Consider the following 16,415-nt stretch of genomic DNA (forward strand, 5'->3'; position numbering starts at 1 on the left):
CGCGCGTGAGCTCGAGGACCGTCGGAGCCTGCTCGGCGCTGCCCCGCCACCTCGCCGTGCTGCTGCGCGACGACGCCGCCTCCGTCCGGCGGAGGGCGGCGGCACTGGCGTGGTCCGGCGGGGTGGAGGCCGTGGAGGCCGTCGTCGCCGTGCTGCGCGAGGAACCGGCCGCGGACGCCGACCGCGCGCACGCCGAGCTCGTCGCGCACGCCCCCGAGGGGCGCGAGGCCCCCGCCCTGCGCTGACCGGAGGTCAGTCCCGGACCAGCCACGGCATGTCGTCGGGCTCGCGCCGGCCGGGCAGGTAGACGTTCAGGACGGCGGGGATCCACACCCGCCAGGGCTCCTGCAGCTGCGCGCTGAGCCGGTCGAGCACCCGCGCCGCGGCCGCGCCGGGCCGCAGGACGACCCGCACCGGCCCCACCCCGAGCTGCCGCTCCCCCGTCGCCGGCGGCGCGAGGGGGACCCGGGAGGCCCGCACGACCGCGTCCAGCTCCGGGCCGAGGTGCTCGATCGCCGCGAGCGTCACCTCGGTGGCGGTCCGTCCGGTCGCGCCGCAGTGGTCGTCGAGACGGGCCTGCAGCGCGTCCGACACCACGATCGTCCGGGGCTCCACGGGAGTCACCCTGACGAACGGACGGCACTCCCGCAGCGCGCGGGAGTGCCGTCCGGTCGTGCCCGAGGTCAGCGCGTGACCGGCAGCGGGGTCGTCTCGGCGTCGACCGGGCTCGGCGTGCGCACCGGCTGCGGCGGGTCGACGGTGAGCTCCACCGCCGGCGCGTGCGCCCCGGACCCGACCGTCACCTGCTCGGAGACCGGCGCGAAGCCGCTCGCCGTCAGCAGGTAGCGGCCCTCGGCGAGGTCCTCCACGGCGAACCGCCCGGCGGTGTCGGTGACCGTCGACGCGACGACCCGGCCGTCGGCGCCCATGAGCACCACGAGGGACTCGGGGACCACCGCGCCGGAGGTCGAGCGGACCTGCCCGCGCACCGCGTGCCGGGCGACCGGCACCCGGACGTCGTGGCGAGTGCTGCGCCGCCCGGCGGGCGTGGCCTCGGCGACGTCGAGGCGCTCGGCGACCGGCTCCCGCCCGGGGGCGAGGACGGCGACGGTGTAGCTGCCGGGCTCGAGCTCCGGGCACTCCCACGAGCCGTCGGCGCCGGTGCGGCGGACGGCGCGCACGCCGCCGCTCGCGTCGGTGACCGTGACGGTCGCGCCCACCACCGGGGTGTCGGCGGTGTCGCGGACCGACCCGCCGACCGGGGTGGCGCGGCGCAGCGCCAGCGGCCGGTGCACCGGCACCCCGTCCAGCGAGACCAGCTCGGCGTGCGGCTTGAACGTGCTCGGGTTCGCGACCACGACGTAGTTGCCGGGCAGCGGGGCGTGCAGTCGGTACGAGCCGTCGGCGGCCGAGAAGGTCCGGTCGACGACGGTGCCGTCGAGGGCGTGCAGGGCCATCGGCACCCCGGCGACGTCGTCGGCGAAACGCACCGACTCCTCGTCCGGGAGAACACCGTCGGAGAGCCGCCCGAGGACCACCGAGTCGCCCCCGCGCGTCGGCGCCTCGTGGCGTCCGTGCGGGCGCGGCACCGGCGAGGGCCGCAGCACCCGCTCGCCGCCGGCGGCGCCGGCCGCCCCGACGGCCGGGGCGGAGGCGGGGACGTCGAGCGCGCCGCGGGCGGGGCCGTCGACCTCGGCGGCCGAGTCGACGCTGCCCGGGCCTGCGCCCTGACCGGCCTGCTCGGCCTGGCGGGCCTGGATGCCCGACGTCGTGCGCAGCGGGACCTCCTTGAGGAACCAGATCAGGACGAAGCCGACGGCGATGACGCAGGCGGCGACGAGGAAGACCAGGTCCATCGAGGCGGCGAAGCCCTCGAAGAACGGCCGCGCGAGGCGCGGGTCCATCTGCTGCAGGATCGACGAGTCCTGGGTGACCTGCGCGGCTCCCGACGCCGGGTCCAGACCCGCGGCGTTGACCGGGTTCGCCGTGACGGCCGGGTCGGCCAGGGCCGCCCGGTAGTCCGGCGAGGACGCCGCGCCGCGGAAGGCCGAGGTGATGTTCCCGCCGAGCGTGGAGAACAGGATCGACAGGAAGACCGAGACGCCGAGCGTGCCGCCCATCTGCCGGAAGAACGTGGCCGACGCGGTCGCGACGCCCATGTCGCTCGCCGGGACCGCGTTCTGCACCGCGAGCACCAGGGTCTGCATGCAGTTCCCGAGCCCGAGGCCGAAGACGACCATGAGGACGGCGACCTGCCAGTACGGGGTGTCCGCGTGGAGCAGGAAGTGGAACAGGAACATGCCGAGGGTCATCAGCCCGAGGCCGATCACCGGGAACACCTTGTAGCGCCCGGTGCGGCTGGTCAGCTGACCGGAGATGATCGAGGCCACCATGATGCCGCCGACCAGCGGGATCATCTCGAGTCCCGCCTGCGTGGGGCTCGAGCCGCCGACGATCTGCAGGTACTGCGGGACGATCGCGATGCCGCCGAACATGCCGATGCCGGTGATGACGGCGATGACCGTGGTCAGGCTGAACACGCCGTTGCGGAACAGGCGCAGCGGCAGCAGCGCGTCGTCGCCGTAGGCCCGTTCGGACAGGACGAAGGCGATGATCCCGACGACGCCGACGACGTAGCAGACGATCGCCCACGTGGAGTCCCAGCCCCAGGTCTGGCCCTGCTCCGCGACGATCAGCAGCGGGACGAGCGCGACGGCGAGCGAGGCGGCGCCCGGCCAGTCGATGCGGTGCTCGCGGCGTGTGTGCGGCAGGTTGAGCACCCGCCAGACGACGGTGAAGGCGATGATCCCGATCGGGACGTTGACCAGGAACACCCAGCGCCAGCCGGTGACGCCGATGATCGAGTCGGTGCCCGCGAAGAAGCCGCCGACGACCGGGCCGATCACGCTCGACGTGCCGAACACCGCGAGGAAGTAGCCCTGGTAACGGGCCCGCTCCCGGGGCGGGACGATGTCGCCGATGATCGTGAGCGCGAGGCTCATCAGACCACCGGCACCGGCGCCCTGGATCGCGCGGAAGATCGCCAGCTCGTACATCGACGTCGAGATCGTGCAGAGCACCGACCCGATGACGAAGACCCCGATGGCGAACAGGAAGAACGGCTTGCGGCCGTAGAGGTCGGACAGCTTGCCGTACAGCGGCGTCGAGATCGTCGCCGTGATCAGGTAGGCCGTCGTCGCCCAGGCCTGCAGGTTCAGGCCGTTCAGGTCGTCCGCGATCGTGCGGATCGAGGTGGAGACGATGTTCTGGTCCAGCGCGGCCAGGAACATGCCGAGCATGAGGCCGGAGAGGATCGTCAGGATCTGGCGGTGGGTGAAGGCGCCGTCGCCGGACGTCTTCGCCGCGCTCGCCGGCGGCGAGGCGGTCGTCGTGCTCATCGGTCCTCCTCGGCGCCCGTGGCGCCGGACTCGTGGTGGTTCTCGAGCGCGGTGGTGAAGCGGTCCATCAGCTCGACGAGCCGCTCGCGGTCGGCGTCGTCCCAGTCGCTCGTGACGTCGGAGATCCAGCGGTTGCGCAGGTCGCGGTTCGCCGCGAAGACCCGGTGGCCCTCGTCGGTGGCCGCCAGCAGGCAGGCGCGGCCGTCCGCGGGATCGGGCCGGCGCTCGACGTAGCCGACCTTGACCAGCGCGGCGATCTGGCGGCTGACCGTGGACGGGTCCGAGTGCACCGCCTCGGCCAGCGCGTTCGACCGGTGCGGCCCGTCGATCACCAGCCGGGCGAGCAGGACGTAGGCGGCGCGTTCCACGCCGTCCTTCTTCGCCTTGATCACCCGCTGCCGCTCGATGAGCCGGATCAACCGGATCAGCTGGAGGCCGATCCGGTCGGAGGTCACCCAGCGCTCGTCGACCCCCTCGGGGACCCCGAGCGGCGACCGCTCGCCGACTGCTGCATTCATTGCGTGCTCCGTACAATCGATTGCTCGGTACAACTATGCACCCGCGGTCGCACGGCCGCCAACGGGGCTACCCGGTCGGGGCGCCGTTTTGTGCGGGTCGACCGGCGGGCGCCGCTACCGTGCGTCCATGCCCGACGCCGCCGAGCGCTTCCACGACCGCGTCCGCTACGAGCGCACCGGCCACGTCGCGACCATCACCTACGACCGCCCCGACAAGCTCAACGCCATCGACGGCGCCATGCGCGACGGGCTCAACGCGGCGTTCGACCGACTGCGCGGCGACGACGAGGCGTGGATCGGCGTCGTCACCGGGGAGGGCCGCGCCTTCTGCGCGGGCGCCGACTTCGGCTCGGAGCGCAACCCCGCCGGCGAGTTCCCCGGCTCCTACTGGGAGCGCCCGACGGTGAACTCGTTCGAGTCGGGCTGGGAGATCCACAAGCCGGTGATCGCCGCCGTCAACGGCCTGTGCCTGGGCTACGGCCTCACGCTCGTCACCTGGTGCGACATCGTGATCGCCTCCGACCGCGCGACCTTCGGCTTCCCCGAGGTGAAGCTCGGCGTCCCGACGATCGTCGGCGCCCTGCGGCTGCCCGGGCGCATCGGCTGGCAGCCCGCCATGGAGCTGCTCCTCACCGGCGAGACGATCTCCGCCGCCCGGGCGAAGGAGATCGGCCTCGCCCTGCAGGTGGTCCCGCACGACGAGCTGGGCTCCGCCGTCGACGCCTTCGCGCAGCGCCTCCTCGCCGGCGCCCCGCTCGCCCAGCGCGCGATCAAGGAGGTCGCGCGCCGGGGGCCGGAGATGTCCCAGACGGACGCCATCCGCTTCGGCGAGACGATGCGCCGCGTCGCCGGGGCCACCGAGGACGCCAAGGAGGGCGGGCTGGCCGCGAAGGAGAAGCGCCCGCCGCGCTGGCAGGGTCGCTGACCCGTCGTCCGGAACGTCAGCCGTGCGCCACCGCTGACGTCCAGCGTCAGCGGTGGGCCACCGCTGACCCGGGGACCGGCTACGACAGCCGCTCGAACACCGCCGCGAGCCCCTGACCGCCGCCGATGCACATCGTCTCGAGCCCGTAGCGGGCCTCGCGGCGGTCCATCTCGCGCAGCATCGTCGTCAGGATGCGCACGCCCGTGGCGCCGACGGGGTGGCCCAGCGAGATGCCGGAGCCGTTCGGGTTGACCCGCTCGTCGTCGATCAGGTCGATGCCCCACTCGCGGGCCACACCGAGCGCCTGGGCGGCGAACGCCTCGTTCAGCTCGATGACGTCGAGGTCGGCCAGCGTGAGGCCGGCCTGCCCGAGCGCCTTCTCGGTCGCCGGGACCGGCCCGATCCCCATGATCTCCGGCCCGCAGCCGGCCACGCCCCACGACACCAGCCGCGCCAGCGGCCGCAGCCCCAGCTCGGCCGCCTTCTCCGGGGTCGTCACGATGCACACCGCGGCGCCGTCGTTCTGCCCCGAGGCGTTGCCCGCGGTCACCGTGGCGTCCGGGTCCTGCTTGCCCATGATCGGGCGCAGCTTCGCCAGCGACTCCAGGTTCGCGTCCGAACGGATGTGCTCGTCCTGGTCCACCACGGTGTCGCCCTTGCGGCCGTGGATCGTCACCGGCACGAGCTCGTCGGCGTAGCGGCCCTCCTTGACCGCCGCCGTGGCCTTCTCGTGGCTGCGCACCGCGAGGCGGTCCTGCTCCTCGCGACCGATCGAGTACTTCTTCCGGACGTTCTCCGCGGTCTCGATCATGCCGCCGGGCACCGGGTGGTTCACCCCGCCGGCGTGCACGCGGCCCTGCGCGAGCGAGTCCTTCATCTCGAACCCGCCGGCCTTGGTGCCCCAGCGGACCTTGTCGGTGAAGTACGAGGCGCCCGACATCGACTCGGCGCCGCCGGCGAGCACGAGGTCGTTCGCCCCCGAGGACACGGCCATCGCCGCGTAGAGCACGGCCTGCAGACCCGAGCCGCAGCGCCGGTCGATCTGGATGCCCGGCACGGTCACGTCGAGCCCGGCGTCCAGCGCCGCGACCCGGCCGATGGCGGGCGCGTCCATCGTCGGGTAGCAGTGGCCGAACACCACGTCGTCGATCTGCTCGGCGGTGACGCCCGTGCGGCGCACCAGCTCGCGGATCACGGTGGCGGCCAGTTCCTGCACCGGGACGTCGCGCAGCGACCCCCCGAAGCCACCGACGGGAGTACGGACCGGTTCACAGATGACGGCGTCGCCCACGACCCCATCTCTATCAGGTGCCTGCGGCCCGTGAGTACTTGTGACGGGTATGGCCGTCACTACTACTCACGGGCGCGCAGCGCACACCTACAGCACGTACCGCAGGATCACCTCGGCCACGCAGGCCGGCTTGTCCCAGCCCTCGATCTCGACGGTGCCGCCGATCGTGGCCTGGACCCCGCCCTTGACGTCGGTGACGTCGACGAGCCGGCAGTGCCCGCGGATGCGGCTGCCGACCGGCACGGGCGAGGGGAACCGCACCTTGTTCAGCCCGTAGTTCACCGTCATCGACACGCCGCTGACCTCGAAGGTGTCCCAGCCGAACTTCGGCATGAGGGCGACCGTGAGGAAGCCGTGCGCGACGGTCTGCCCGAACGGCCCGTTCGCGGCGCGCTCGGGCTCCGTGTGGATCCACTGGTGGTCGTCGGTGGCGTCGGCGAAGACGTTGATGCGTTCCTGGTCGACGAGGACCCACTCGCTGGTGCCGAGGTCCTCCCCCACCGCCGCACGCAGTTCCTCGACGTCGGCGAACTTCCGCAATGCTGCTCCTCGCTCGGTGCTGGACGGTCTACCGCAGGTCGGCCGCGATCTCCTTGGCCTGCCCCACCAACGCGACCCGCTCCGCCGTCGTGCCCCCGAGCGGCGTGATGTTGAGCGTCGTCACGCCGGCCTCGGCGAACGCGGCCATCCGCTCGGCGACGTAGGAGCGCGGGCCGATCAGGGAGATGGCGCGCAGCAGCTCCTCGGGGACCTCCCGCGCCGCCTCCTCCTTCTTGCCGGACAGGTAGAGGTCCTGGATGGTCGCGGCCTCGTCGTCGTACCCGTACCGGCGGGCGACGTCGTTGTAGAAGTTCTTCCCCTTCGCGCCCATGCCGCCGACGTAGAGCGCGACCATGTTCCGCATGCCGTCGAGCATCTGCCCGGCGACGTGGTCGTCCTCGGTGACGAAGAAGGAGGTCTGCAGGAACACCTGCAGCGGGCCGAGCGACGGGTCGCGCTTCGCCTTCCCGGCGGCGAGCGACTCGCCCCAGACGTCCTGCGCCTTCTCCGGCACGAAGAAGATCGGCTGCCAGCCGTCGGCCTTCTCGGCGACGAGCGTGACGTTCTTCGGCCCGAGCGCGGCCACCAGGATCGGGATCTCCGCGCGGACCGGGTGGTTGATCAGCTTCAGCGGCTTGCCCAGGCCGGTGCCCTGCCCCTCGGGCAGCGGGATCGTGTAGTGCTTGCCGGCGTACTCGACCCGTTCCCGGCGCCACACCTGACGGCAGATGTCGAGGATCTCGCGGGTCCGCCCGAGCGGGGCGTCGTAGGGCACCCCGTGGAAGCCCTCGATGACCTGCGGGCCGGAGGCCCCGATGCCGAGCGTGAACCGGCCGCCGGAGACGTAGTCCAGACCGGCCGCGGTCATGGCGGTCAGCGTCGGGGTGCGGGTGTAGATCTGCAGGATCCCGGACGCGATCTCGAGGCGCTCCGTCCTCGCCGCGATGTAGCCGAGCTGGCTGACGGCGTCGAAGCTGTAGGCCTCGGGCACGAAGACGATGTCGAGGCCGGCCTTCTCGTGCTCGGCCAGCTCGGCGACCGTCTCCGCGAAGCCGCCGGCGTAGTTGATCCCCATCCCGATGCGCACGACCCGGGAGCCTGCCACGATCACGCGCTCGTGAGCACTTCCGGTCACCACGAGTCCATCACCGTCCGCGGCTACGAGACCGACGCGAACCGGCACCTCAACCACGCCGAGTACCACCGGTACGGCGAGCACGGTCGCGAGGAGACCCTCCGCGCCGCGACCGTCGGGGTCGAGGCGCTCTCCGCGAACGGCATCGGGCCGGTGATCCTGGAGACCACGGCCCGGTTCCTCGCCGAGCTCGTCGTCGGGGACCGGGTGGACATCCGGACGACGACGACCTTCGGCGCCGGGAAGACCTTCCGGATGGACGCCGAGCTCGTCCGGGTCCGCGACGGCGTCACGGCGGCGACGATCACCGGGGTGATGGGCCTGCTCGACCACAGCACCCGTCGCCTCGTCGCCGACCCCCACGGCCGGCTGCGGGCGGTGGCCACCGACACCGCCGCCTTCGACGCCGTGCTTCAGCCGCCCGAGGGCTCGTAACCGGCCGGCCAGTCCCGCACGTCGATCCGGCGCTTCTCCAGGACCTCGCCGATCGTCGACCACTGGTTGCCGCCGAGGCGGGCCAGCGGCTTGAGGCGGTCGATCCGGGGGCGGCCGTCGACGAGCACGTCGTCGGAGACCGCGGCGTGCACCACGCGTCCGAACACCACCGTCGAGTCGCCCAGGCACACCGTGGAGTGCAGGACGCACTCCAGCGCGACGGGCGAGCGCGCCACCCGCGGCGGGCGCACGTGCGTCGCCGGCTCGCGCTCGAGCCCGACCTCGGCGAACTCGTCGCGGCCGTGCTCGAAGTTGGTGCCGGTGGCGTTGACCTCCTCGAACAGCCACTCCGGCGTGAGCGAGATCGTCATCTCGCGGGTCGCCTCGACGTTGGCCAGCGAGTCCTTGCGGCCCACGGAGGTGAACTGCACGACGGGCGGGTCGACGCACGCGACGGTGAAGAACGAGTGCGGCGCGAGGTTGTCCACCCCGTCGGCCGACGTCGTCGCCACCCACGCGATGGGCCGCGGCACGACCACCGAGTTGAGGAGCTTGTAGAACGCACCCGGGCCGAGCTCGGCGGGATCGAAGTCGGTGCGCACGACGGGTGTCCTCCCGGGGACGATCAGTTGGCGGGCTGCTCCAGCGTCGTGGTCGCCGCCGGTTCCCGCGACCGGGACGTGGTGGTGCGTGACCCGGCACTCGTCGTCGTGGTCTCCGCCGGGGCGCTCGTGGTCGTGGTCGCCTCCTCCGGGGCGTCGGGCTCGGTGGTGGTCGTGGCCTCGTCCGAGGGCCGCGTGCCGATCACCTCGCCGACGCTCGTCCCGGTGCCGCCGGACAGCGGGGACCCCTTCACCCGCTCGATCCCCGTCACCACGACCATCGCGACGAGGAAGACCAGGAGCCCGGACGCGACGAGCGCCGCGATCGTCGTCCGCCGACGCCGACCCGCCGCGGCCACCGGCTGAAGGTGGACGGTCGGCGACTCGTCGGGCGGCGGCCCGTCGGGCAGCACCGCGGTGGGGGCGGGCGACGGGCGGCGCGCGTCCAGCCGGGTGCGCACGTGATCGCGGGTGCGTTCCAGCGAGCGCTGGTAGACGGCCTCGCCCACGGTCGTGACGACGGAGGCGACCGCGGCCCCCGCGATCGTCCCGGTCGCACCGCCGAGGACGCCGCCCACGGCGGCCGTCGTCGTCGCCGCCAGGGCCTGTCCGGTGACGCGCACCCCCGAGAGGCGCCCGCGCGGGGCGGGCTCCGGCGGACCGGACGTGCCGCTCAGCAGCACCGTCGCGGACTCGTCGGCGGGCGGTGGCCCGGGCCGGTGCGCCCCCGGCCGGGGCTCAGTCCCCCGAGCGTCGATGACGACCACCGGAGCCGCGGAGCATGACCGGCCGGGACACCCGGTCGGGCCCGGCGACGCCGTTCTCCCCGCGGAAGGACCGCCGTTCCGCGAAGCGGCCGGCCCGTCCGAGCGAACGCCTGACTTCGTCGTAAATCGGCGTGTGGGTCATGGCGCCAGACCCTACGACCACCGGCCGCGGCGACCCGGTTGACCCCGCCCACACCTCCGGGGCGTTTGTCGGGCCGGTGACCAGGGCAAACGGACACGTGTGGGGGTCACCGAGGGCTGGTTCGGGGCCGGAGAGTTCCCGTTCGCCCCGACAGTCCACGCCATCGGATGAATTCTGTGAGCTACCCGACACCCTGTGTCACGAGAGGCGCGCATGCACGGCAAACGGCACGACATGACCGTCCACTCCGACCAGCCCTACAACGCCGAGCCACCGCCCTCGGCGCTGGCCGGCTCCGATCTCACGCCGACGGACGCCTTCTACTGCCGCAACCACGGCCCCGTGCCCGACCTCGACCCCGGGTCGTGGCGGCTGCGGGTGGACGGGCGGGTGGCGACGCCGCTCACCCTCTCCCTCGACGACCTGCGCGGCCGGCTCCCGGAGGCGACCGAGACCGCGACCCTGCAGTGCGCGGGCAACCGGCGGGCGGGCCTCACCGCGGTGCGCGACATCCCCGGCGAGGCGCCCTGGGGCCCGGCCGCGACCGCCACCGCGACCTGGACCGGTGTGCGCCTCACCGACGTGCTCGACGCCGCCGGCCTCGCGGACGGGGCGACCGACGTCGAGTTCGTCGGCGCCGACGTCAGCGACGCCGCCGACCCACCCCAGGAGTTCGGCGGCTCGGTGCCGCTGCGCAAGGCCCGGATGCCCGAGGTGCTGCTGGCGTGGGCGATGAACGACGAGCCGCTGTCGCCGGTGCACGGGGCGCCGCTGCGGGTGGTCGTGCCCGGCTACATCGGTGCCCGCAGCGTGAAGTGGCTGCAGCGCATCGAGGTCCGCGACCGGCCGTCCGCCAACTTCTTCCAGGCCTCGACCTACCGGCTGCTCCCGCCGGACGCCCCGGTCACCGCCACGCCCGGCGAGGGCGTCGAGCTCGGACTCGTCGCCGTCAACAGCGACTTCCTCCGTCCCGACGACGGGTCCTCCCACCCGGCCGGGCCGGTCACCGTGGCCGGCTACGCGTTCGCGGGCGGCGACCGCACCGTGGTGCGCGTCGACGTCTCCTCCGACGGCGGCGCCACCTGGGCGCAGGCCGACCTCGGGACGCAGGCGAGCCCGTGGGCGTGGCGGCACTGGTCGGCCACGGTCGACGTCCCCCGCGGCACCACCGAGGTGCTCGCCCGGGCGTGGGACTCCTCGGCGGCGCTGCAGCCCGAGCGCCCCGAGCAGGTGTGGAACCCGAAGGGCTACGTCAACAACTCCTGGGCCCGGCTGCGGCTGCGCGGGGTGTGACGGCGCTGCCCGGCCCCGACCGGATCAGCCACACCAGCCCCGCCACCGTCACGACGGCGCAGCCGGCCGCCAGCGCCGCCCCGCCCGGCCCGCCGGTGAAGCGCTCGCCGAGCACCGCGATCCCGATCGTCCCGGCCACCACCGGGTCGATCGTGGTCTGCGTCGCGAGGCCCGCGTCGAGCCCGCCGTCGCGGTAGGCGGTCTGCAGCAGCAGCAGACCCACCACCGGCAGCACCAGGACGGCCACACCCGCCGTCAGGACCCCGGTGTCGAGCGGGCCGCGGTGCAGGCCGTGGAGCACCGGCCGGACCAGCCCCGACGTCGTGCCGGCGCAGAGCCCCGCGCCGGCGGCACGGCAGACCGCACGGCCGCCGGTGCGCAGCCGCGCGCCGGCCGCGACCAGCAGCGCGAGGACGCCCCCGGCGGCGATCACGGTGACGACGAGCCCGCCCGGGAGGGCGGCGCCTGGTCCGGGCCGGTGGGGCGCGAGCGCGAGGAGACCGCCGAGCCCCGCGACCAGCACCGCGGCCGCCGCCCACTCGGCCCGGGTGACGACGCGGCGCTCGAACCGGGCGTCGAGCGGGAGGGCCAGGACCAGCGCGAGCACCCCGATCGGCTGGACGAGCGTGACCGAGCCGAGGCCGAGCGCCACCACGTGGATCGCCGCCCCGGCCGCCATCGCGCCGACCCCGCCCCACCAGACCGGTCCGCGGACGAGTGCGGTGAAGAAGGCCCGCCCGTCGTGCGACCGCCCGTCGACGCGCCCGGCCGCGAGGCGCTGCAGTGCGGCGGCGAGGGCGTAGAGGAAGGCGGAGCACAGCGCGAGACCGACGGCGAGCACCGGGTGCGCCGCGACCGGGGGCGGAGGCGGTCGCAGGAGCACCGGTCGACCGTACGACGGCGGCGGCCGACTGGACCGGGACGGGGTCCGGGCCGGAGGATCACGCCGCCGGCGAGAGGAGCACGGATGTCGGAGGCCGGGACGGCCCCACCCGAGGACGAGGAGCGCGAACCGGACTACCGGTTCACCCTCGCGAACGAACGCACCTTCCTCGCCTGGCTCCGGACCTCGCTGTCCCTGCTCGCCGCGGGCGTCGCGGTGGTGCAGCTGGTCCCGTCGTTCCCGATCCCCCACGCCCGCGGGGTGACCGGCGGCCTGCTCGCGGTGCTGGCGGTGGTCGCGGCCGCCTCGGGCGTGCTGCGGTGGCGCTCGGTCGAGGACGCGATCCGGCACGACCGCCCGCTCCCCCGCCAGCGCATCCCCTGGGTGATGGCGACCGGTCTGGTGGTCCTCGCCCTGTTCGGGCTCGTGCTCATCGTGCTGCGCGGCGAGGCGTGAGCGAGGCGTGAGCAGCCCGAGCGACGCCGGCCTGCAGGCCGAACGGACCGGCCTCGCCTGGAGCCGGACCTCGCTCGGGGTCGCCGGCAACGCCGTGCTGCTCGCGGCGCGGGAGTTCACGCACCTCGAGTTCTCGCTCGCGCTCGTCCCCGCCGCCCTGGCGCTGGTCATCGCCGCGGCCACGGCGCTCTACGGCCGTCACCGCACCCGGGTGCTGCGCCACGCCCCGCTGCCGTCGCCGCTGGCCGCGACCCGCGCGGTCCCCCTGCTCGGCGTCGCGGTGACGCTGCTCGCCGTCGTGTCCGGCCTCGTCCTGCTGGTGTGAGCGTGCAGCCGAACGCGGTCCCGTTCACGCGCGCGTGGCGGTTCTGGGTCGTCGTGCTGCTCGTGGGGGTGGGCGCGGGGCTCGCCGGCGGGCTGCTGACGCTGCTCCTGCACCTCGTGCAGGACCTCGCCTTCGGCTACCACGACACGTCCTTCCAGGCGGGCGTCGACGCCGCCCCCTGGTGGCGGCGCCTGCTGGTCCTCACGCTCGCCGGCCTCGTGGCGGGCCTCGGCTGGTGGTGGCTACGCGGTCCGGTCTCGCGACGCCTCGGCCCGATGCGCGGCGTGTCCGGGGCGGTGTGGACGCCGGACGCGCGGATGGGTCTGCGCCGGACCGTCCTCGACGGCCTCCTGCAGATCGTCGTCGTGGCGATGGGCGCCTCCCTCGGACGGGAGGGCGCACCGCGGGAGATCGCGGCGGCGCTCGGCTCCCGCCTCGGCGAGCTCGCCGGGCTGACCGACGACCAACGGCGCCTGCTCGTCGCCTGCGGCGCCGGCGCGGGGCTCGCCGCGGTCTACGACGTCCCCTTCGGCGGCGCCCTGTTCACCCTCGAGGTGCTCCTCGGTTCGCTCGCGCTGCCGGTCGCGCTCCCGGCCGTGGTCACCTCCGCCCTCGGCGCGGTCGTCGCCTGGTTCGTCGTCGGCGATGCCGCGGTCTACGCCGTCCCGCCCTTCCCGACGACGGGTGCCGCGGTCGTCTTCGCGGTCCTCGCGGCTCCCGTGTGCGGGCTCGCCGCCGTCGGGTTCGTCCGCCTCGTGGCGTGGTCGCGGGGCCCGCGCCCGACCGGGTGGCGGCTGCCGGTGGCGACGACCGCGGTGTTCGCGGCGATCGGCGCCCTCGCGACCGTGCTCCCGGAGCTGCTGGGCAACGGCAAGGGCCCCACCCAGATCGTGCTCGACGGCGACGGCCCGGTGCTGGTCCTCGCGGCCCTCGTGCTGCTCAAGCCGCTCGCCACCGTCGCGTCGCTGCGGGCCGGCGCGAGCGGCGGGCTGTTCACCCCGACGCTGGCCACCGGGGCCCTGCTCGGCGCCCTGCTGGGCCACGGGTGGACGGTGCTCTGGCCCGGCGGTCCGGTCGGCGCCTACGCGCTGATCGGTGCCGCGGCCTTCGTCGCGGCCGCCCTCCAGGCCCCGCTCGCCGCCGTGGTGCTGGTCCTCGAGCTGACCCGTGTGGGCACCGGCCTGCTCGTGCCGGTCACGCTCGCGGCCGTGCTCGGGGTGCTGGTGGCGCGGCTGGTCGAGCCTCTCTCCACGACGACGGCGGGGCTGCTCGAGCCCCCCGACCCGCCGTCGGGAAGGCCCTGACCTCGCCGGATCGGCGAGTAGTACAGGCGTAGTACCCTCGTGGCATGGCCGAGGTCCCCGTTCGAGCCCTCAACCAGGACACCGCCGGGGTCCTGGCGCGCGTCAAGGCGGGCGAGCACCTGGCGGTCACCGAGCGCGGCCGGGTCGTCGCCCATCTGACGCCCGCCGTCCCCGTCGCTCTCGCCGATCTGGTCACCACGGGGCGGGTCCGGCCACCGAGCCTGCACGGGCCGCTCCCCGTTCCGCCCGGTCCGGTGGAGACGGACTCCGAGGCGGGAGCGCTGCTGCGGGACCTCCGCGACGACGAACGTTCCTGATGCTCTATCTCGACACCGCGGCGCTGGTGAAGCTGGTTCGCCCGGAGCCGGAGACCTCCACCCTGGTCCGCTGGTTGAACGATCGGACGGGGACCCCCTGGCTCACCTCGGTGATCGCCGAGGTCGAGCTGCCCCGTGCCCTGCGGCGCGTCGCCCCGACGGCGCTCGGCGCGGTTCCCGCCCTCCTGGCTCGGTTGCACCGCTGCGAGCTGGACGAGGTCGTGCGGGCCACCGCCGCGTCACTCGCCGGCGAACACCTCCGCAGCCTCGATGCGATCCACGTGGCGACGGCGACGGTCGTCGCCGGAGCGGCGCTGGAGGAGTTCGTCACCTACGACCGTCGTCTGGCCCGGGAGGCCGTCGGGCTGGGACTCCGGGTCGCGGCGCCCGGGGCGGACCAGGGTCCGGGGTGGCCCTGATCCCGTAGCACTCAGGGCGCCGCCCCGGCGGCCGCGCGGGACTGCTCCGGGGAGAGGTAGTCGTCGAGGTGCTCGAGCTCGACGAGCCCCCCGGCCCCACTGGTCAGCCCGAGTCGCACCGAGCTGGAACCGCCGACGCCGTGCAGTGCCCAGTTCGTCGCCACCCGCGCCATCGCGCCGGGTGCCCGCAGTGCCCACAGGTGGTAGCCGCGGGTGACCACCTGTGCGGGGAGGCCCGCGAGGCCGATCCCCAGGGGCTTCGCCACCGCGTCGGTGCCGCCGAGGTCGACGACGAGCCCGAGGTCGTGGTGGCGGTAGGGGGTCGTCGGGCGCCCGGCCAGCGAGGCCGCCACGTTGGCCGCGGCGACCGGCGCCTGGCGGGTCGCGTGCTGCGCGGTGGGCGGGCAGGTCGCGTCGCCGCCGGTCACGAGGTCCGGCACCGACGCCGCGTCACCGAGCGCGGTGATCTCGGGACGGCCGGGCACGGCGAGGTCGGCGCCCACCACGAGCGCGCCGTGGTTCGTCGGGAGATCCAGGTGCCCCATCAGCGGACTCGGCGCCACCCCGGCGGTCCAGACGACGGTGGCAGTCTCCAGCCGACGCCCGTCGGAGAGCGTGACCGAGGTGTCGTCGACGGCGGTGAGCCCGGTGCCGAGGTCGACCCGGATCCCGCGGCCGACGAGCACCCGGCGGGTGTCCTCGCTCAGACGGGTCCCGAGGCCGGGCATGAGCTCGGCCGCGTGCTGGACGACGTGCCAGCGGACCAGCGCGGGGTCGAGCCCGCGGATGCGCCCGGCGACCGACGCGGTCATCAGCTGGAGGTTCGCCGCGGTCTCCACCCCCGCGTAGCCGCCGCCGACCACCACGAAGCGGCAGCGCCGTTCCCGCTCGACCGGATCGGTGGTCGCCGCCGCCAGCTCGAGCTGGCCGAGCACGTGGTCGCCCAGGAGGACGGCCTCGGCCAGCGTCTTCATCCCGCGGCCGTACTCGCGCAGGCCCGGGATGTCGACGACCTTGGTGACGCTGCCCGGTGCCAGCACCAGCCGGTCGTAGCCGAGGACCTCCCGACGACCGTCGATGGTCTCGACCACCACGCACCGCGCCGCCGGGTCGACGCCCACGGCCCGGCCGGGCACGAGCCGGGTGCGGCGCAGGCGGCGCGACAGCGACACCGTCGCCGCGCGCGCCGGGAGGACGCCGGCGGCCACCTGTGGGAGCAGCGGCAGGTAGAGCGAGTGGTCGTCGGGGCACACCAACCGCACGTCGGCGTCGGGGACGAGACGTTCCAGCCGACGGGCCACGCCCGCCCCGGCGAAGCCGCCTCCGACGATCACGATCCGAGACCGCACGCGACTCTCCTGCTTTCGGGGACCGGGCCAGCAGGACGGTCGTTCCCGGCGCCCGGGCCGGCCACACCGGCCGGTGGTCAGGCGAACAGGCGCCCCCGGATCACGCTGCCGTGGGCGGTGCGGGCGGCGACCACGGCCCAGGCGGCGACCAGCACGACGTAGAGCGCGAGGGCGCCCCAGGCGAAGGCCGGCAGGTGCATGCGGGCGGCGAGGGCGCTGGTGCCGGTCACCACGGTGCCGACGGGGAAGGTGAAGCTCCACCAGGTCAGGGCGAACGGCAGCTTCCGGCGGGCCGTCCGGATGGTCACCGCGGCCG

At 74.5% G+C, this 16,415-nt stretch carries 20 protein-coding genes; 9 read left to right on the forward strand and 11 right to left on the reverse strand.

Annotated features, from left to right (window positions below):
* Nucleotides 1-5: 5 nt before the first annotated feature.
* Complete coding sequence (locus LN037_RS27080; RefSeq protein WP_230759328.1) at nt 6-245, forward strand: hypothetical protein; 240 nt, start codon at nt 6-8, stop codon at nt 243-245.
* Between the two features lie 7 nt (nt 246-252).
* On the opposite strand, the gene LN037_RS27085 is transcribed toward LN037_RS27080, so the two are convergent.
* The 3 genes from LN037_RS27085 to LN037_RS27095 form a co-directional block, all read right to left on the reverse strand.
* The gene (locus tag LN037_RS27085; RefSeq protein WP_230759329.1) at nt 253-615 is read right to left on the reverse strand and encodes a hypothetical protein; all 363 of its coding nucleotides are present in this window, start codon (nt 613-615) and stop codon (nt 253-255) included.
* Between the two features lie 68 nt (nt 616-683).
* Nucleotides 684-3,398 (reverse strand): DHA2 family efflux MFS transporter permease subunit, encoded by a 2,715-nt coding sequence (locus LN037_RS27090; protein ID WP_230759331.1) that lies wholly within the window; start codon nt 3,396-3,398, stop codon nt 684-686.
* Entirely contained in the window at nt 3,395-3,916 is a 522-nt protein-coding gene (locus LN037_RS27095) for a MarR family winged helix-turn-helix transcriptional regulator (RefSeq protein WP_230759333.1), read from the reverse strand. The genes LN037_RS27090 and LN037_RS27095 overlap by 4 nt, the downstream gene beginning before the upstream one ends.
* A gap of 127 nt (nt 3,917-4,043) precedes the next feature.
* Between LN037_RS27095 and LN037_RS27100 the strand changes: the two genes are divergently transcribed.
* Nucleotides 4,044-4,841 (forward strand): enoyl-CoA hydratase/isomerase family protein, encoded by a 798-nt coding sequence (locus tag LN037_RS27100; RefSeq protein WP_230759335.1) that lies wholly within the window; start codon nt 4,044-4,046, stop codon nt 4,839-4,841.
* A 79-nt stretch (nt 4,842-4,920) separates the two neighbouring features.
* Here the strand turns inward: LN037_RS27100 and LN037_RS27105 are convergent, their stop codons facing one another.
* The 3 genes from LN037_RS27105 to LN037_RS27115 all read right to left on the reverse strand — a co-directional run bounded on the left by LN037_RS27105 (nt 4,921) and on the right by LN037_RS27115 (nt 7,759).
* A complete protein-coding gene (locus LN037_RS27105) occupies nt 4,921-6,132 on the reverse strand; it encodes an acetyl-CoA C-acetyltransferase (RefSeq protein WP_230759337.1) in 1,212 nt (403 codons plus the stop codon).
* 87 nt (nt 6,133-6,219) lie between these two features.
* On the reverse strand, nt 6,220-6,672 hold the full coding sequence (locus LN037_RS27110; RefSeq protein ID WP_230759339.1) for a MaoC family dehydratase: 453 nt from the start codon (nt 6,670-6,672) through the stop codon (nt 6,220-6,222).
* 28 nt (nt 6,673-6,700) lie between these two features.
* Nucleotides 6,701-7,759 carry an LLM class F420-dependent oxidoreductase gene (locus LN037_RS27115; protein WP_230759341.1) on the reverse strand — a complete coding sequence of 353 codons (1,059 nt, stop codon included), beginning with the start codon at nt 7,757-7,759 and terminating at the stop codon, nt 6,701-6,703.
* Between the two features lie 30 nt (nt 7,760-7,789).
* Between LN037_RS27115 and LN037_RS27120 the strand changes: the two genes are divergently transcribed.
* The gene (locus LN037_RS27120; protein ID WP_230759343.1) at nt 7,790-8,242 is read left to right on the forward strand and encodes an acyl-CoA thioesterase; all 453 of its coding nucleotides are present in this window, start codon (nt 7,790-7,792) and stop codon (nt 8,240-8,242) included.
* Here LN037_RS27120 and LN037_RS27125 read toward each other — a convergent pair.
* Together LN037_RS27125 and LN037_RS27130 are read right to left on the reverse strand one after the other, a co-directional pair.
* Nucleotides 8,221-8,844, reverse strand: coding sequence for a flavin reductase family protein (locus LN037_RS27125; RefSeq protein ID WP_230759345.1), 624 nt, complete (start codon nt 8,842-8,844; stop codon nt 8,221-8,223). The genes LN037_RS27120 and LN037_RS27125 overlap by 22 nt on opposite strands.
* Nucleotides 8,845-8,867: 23 nt before the next feature.
* Nucleotides 8,868-9,527, reverse strand: a complete 660-nt coding sequence (locus LN037_RS27130) for a hypothetical protein (protein WP_230759347.1) — start codon at nt 9,525-9,527, stop codon at nt 8,868-8,870.
* A 460-nt stretch (nt 9,528-9,987) separates the two neighbouring features.
* Here LN037_RS27130 and LN037_RS27135 point away from each other — a divergent pair, with 460 nt between their 5' ends.
* Nucleotides 9,988-11,046, forward strand: coding sequence for a sulfite oxidase (locus LN037_RS27135; RefSeq protein WP_230759349.1), 1,059 nt, complete (start codon nt 9,988-9,990; stop codon nt 11,044-11,046).
* Here LN037_RS27135 and LN037_RS27140 read toward each other — a convergent pair.
* Complete coding sequence (locus LN037_RS27140; RefSeq protein ID WP_230759351.1) at nt 11,006-11,929, reverse strand: DMT family transporter; 924 nt, start codon at nt 11,927-11,929, stop codon at nt 11,006-11,008. The two genes, LN037_RS27135 and LN037_RS27140, sit on opposite strands and share 41 nt — an antisense overlap.
* A gap of 84 nt (nt 11,930-12,013) precedes the next feature.
* Between LN037_RS27140 and LN037_RS27145 the strand changes: the two genes are divergently transcribed.
* The 5 genes from LN037_RS27145 to LN037_RS27165 are packed head-to-tail and all read left to right on the forward strand — an operon-like array spanning nt 12,014 to nt 14,750.
* Nucleotides 12,014-12,385, forward strand: coding sequence for a YidH family protein (locus LN037_RS27145; protein ID WP_230759353.1), 372 nt, complete (start codon nt 12,014-12,016; stop codon nt 12,383-12,385).
* A 7-nt stretch (nt 12,386-12,392) separates the two neighbouring features.
* Nucleotides 12,393-12,710, forward strand: a complete 318-nt coding sequence (locus tag LN037_RS27150; protein WP_230759355.1) for a DUF202 domain-containing protein — start codon at nt 12,393-12,395, stop codon at nt 12,708-12,710.
* The gene (locus LN037_RS27155; protein ID WP_230759357.1) at nt 12,707-14,014 is read left to right on the forward strand and encodes a chloride channel protein; all 1,308 of its coding nucleotides are present in this window, start codon (nt 12,707-12,709) and stop codon (nt 14,012-14,014) included. Before LN037_RS27150 ends, LN037_RS27155 begins: the two co-directional genes overlap by 4 nt.
* A gap of 44 nt (nt 14,015-14,058) precedes the next feature.
* Nucleotides 14,059-14,331, forward strand: a complete 273-nt coding sequence (locus LN037_RS27160; RefSeq protein ID WP_230759359.1) for a type II toxin-antitoxin system Phd/YefM family antitoxin — start codon at nt 14,059-14,061, stop codon at nt 14,329-14,331.
* The gene (locus LN037_RS27165; protein WP_305059653.1) at nt 14,331-14,750 is read left to right on the forward strand and encodes a type II toxin-antitoxin system VapC family toxin; all 420 of its coding nucleotides are present in this window, start codon (nt 14,331-14,333) and stop codon (nt 14,748-14,750) included. The genes LN037_RS27160 and LN037_RS27165 overlap by 1 nt, the downstream gene beginning before the upstream one ends.
* A gap of 11 nt (nt 14,751-14,761) precedes the next feature.
* Here the strand turns inward: LN037_RS27165 and LN037_RS27170 are convergent, their stop codons facing one another.
* Nucleotides 14,762-16,099: an NAD(P)/FAD-dependent oxidoreductase gene (locus LN037_RS27170; RefSeq protein ID WP_230759361.1), complete on the reverse strand. Its 1,338-nt coding sequence runs from the start codon at nt 16,097-16,099 to the stop codon at nt 14,762-14,764.
* Nucleotides 16,100-16,176: 77 nt separating this feature from the next.
* Nucleotides 16,177-16,415 (reverse strand): SLAC1 family transporter (locus LN037_RS27175; RefSeq protein WP_504756267.1); only part of this gene is annotated, 239 nt, incomplete at its 5' end.

The sequence above is a fragment of the Actinomycetospora soli genome, from assembly GCF_021026295.1.
Taxonomy (GTDB): domain Bacteria; phylum Actinomycetota; class Actinomycetes; order Mycobacteriales; family Pseudonocardiaceae; genus Actinomycetospora; species Actinomycetospora soli.

Coding starts and splice junctions, on each gene's coding strand:
- LN037_RS27090 (WP_230759331.1), bottom strand. CDS start 3,398: ATGAGCACGACGACCGCCTCGCCGCCGGCGAGCGCGGCGAAGACGTCC.
- LN037_RS27095 (WP_230759333.1), bottom strand. CDS start 3,916: ATGAATGCAGCAGTCGGCGAGCGGTCGCCGCTCGGGGTCCCCGAGGGG.
- LN037_RS27135 (WP_230759349.1), top strand. CDS start 9,988: ATGACCGTCCACTCCGACCAGCCCTACAACGCCGAGCCACCGCCCTCG.
- LN037_RS27160 (WP_230759359.1), top strand. CDS start 14,059: ATGGCCGAGGTCCCCGTTCGAGCCCTCAACCAGGACACCGCCGGGGTC.
- LN037_RS27165 (WP_305059653.1), top strand. CDS start 14,331: ATGCTCTATCTCGACACCGCGGCGCTGGTGAAGCTGGTTCGCCCGGAG.
- LN037_RS27100 (WP_230759335.1), top strand. CDS start 4,044: ATGCCCGACGCCGCCGAGCGCTTCCACGACCGCGTCCGCTACGAGCGC.
- LN037_RS27145 (WP_230759353.1), top strand. CDS start 12,014: ATGTCGGAGGCCGGGACGGCCCCACCCGAGGACGAGGAGCGCGAACCG.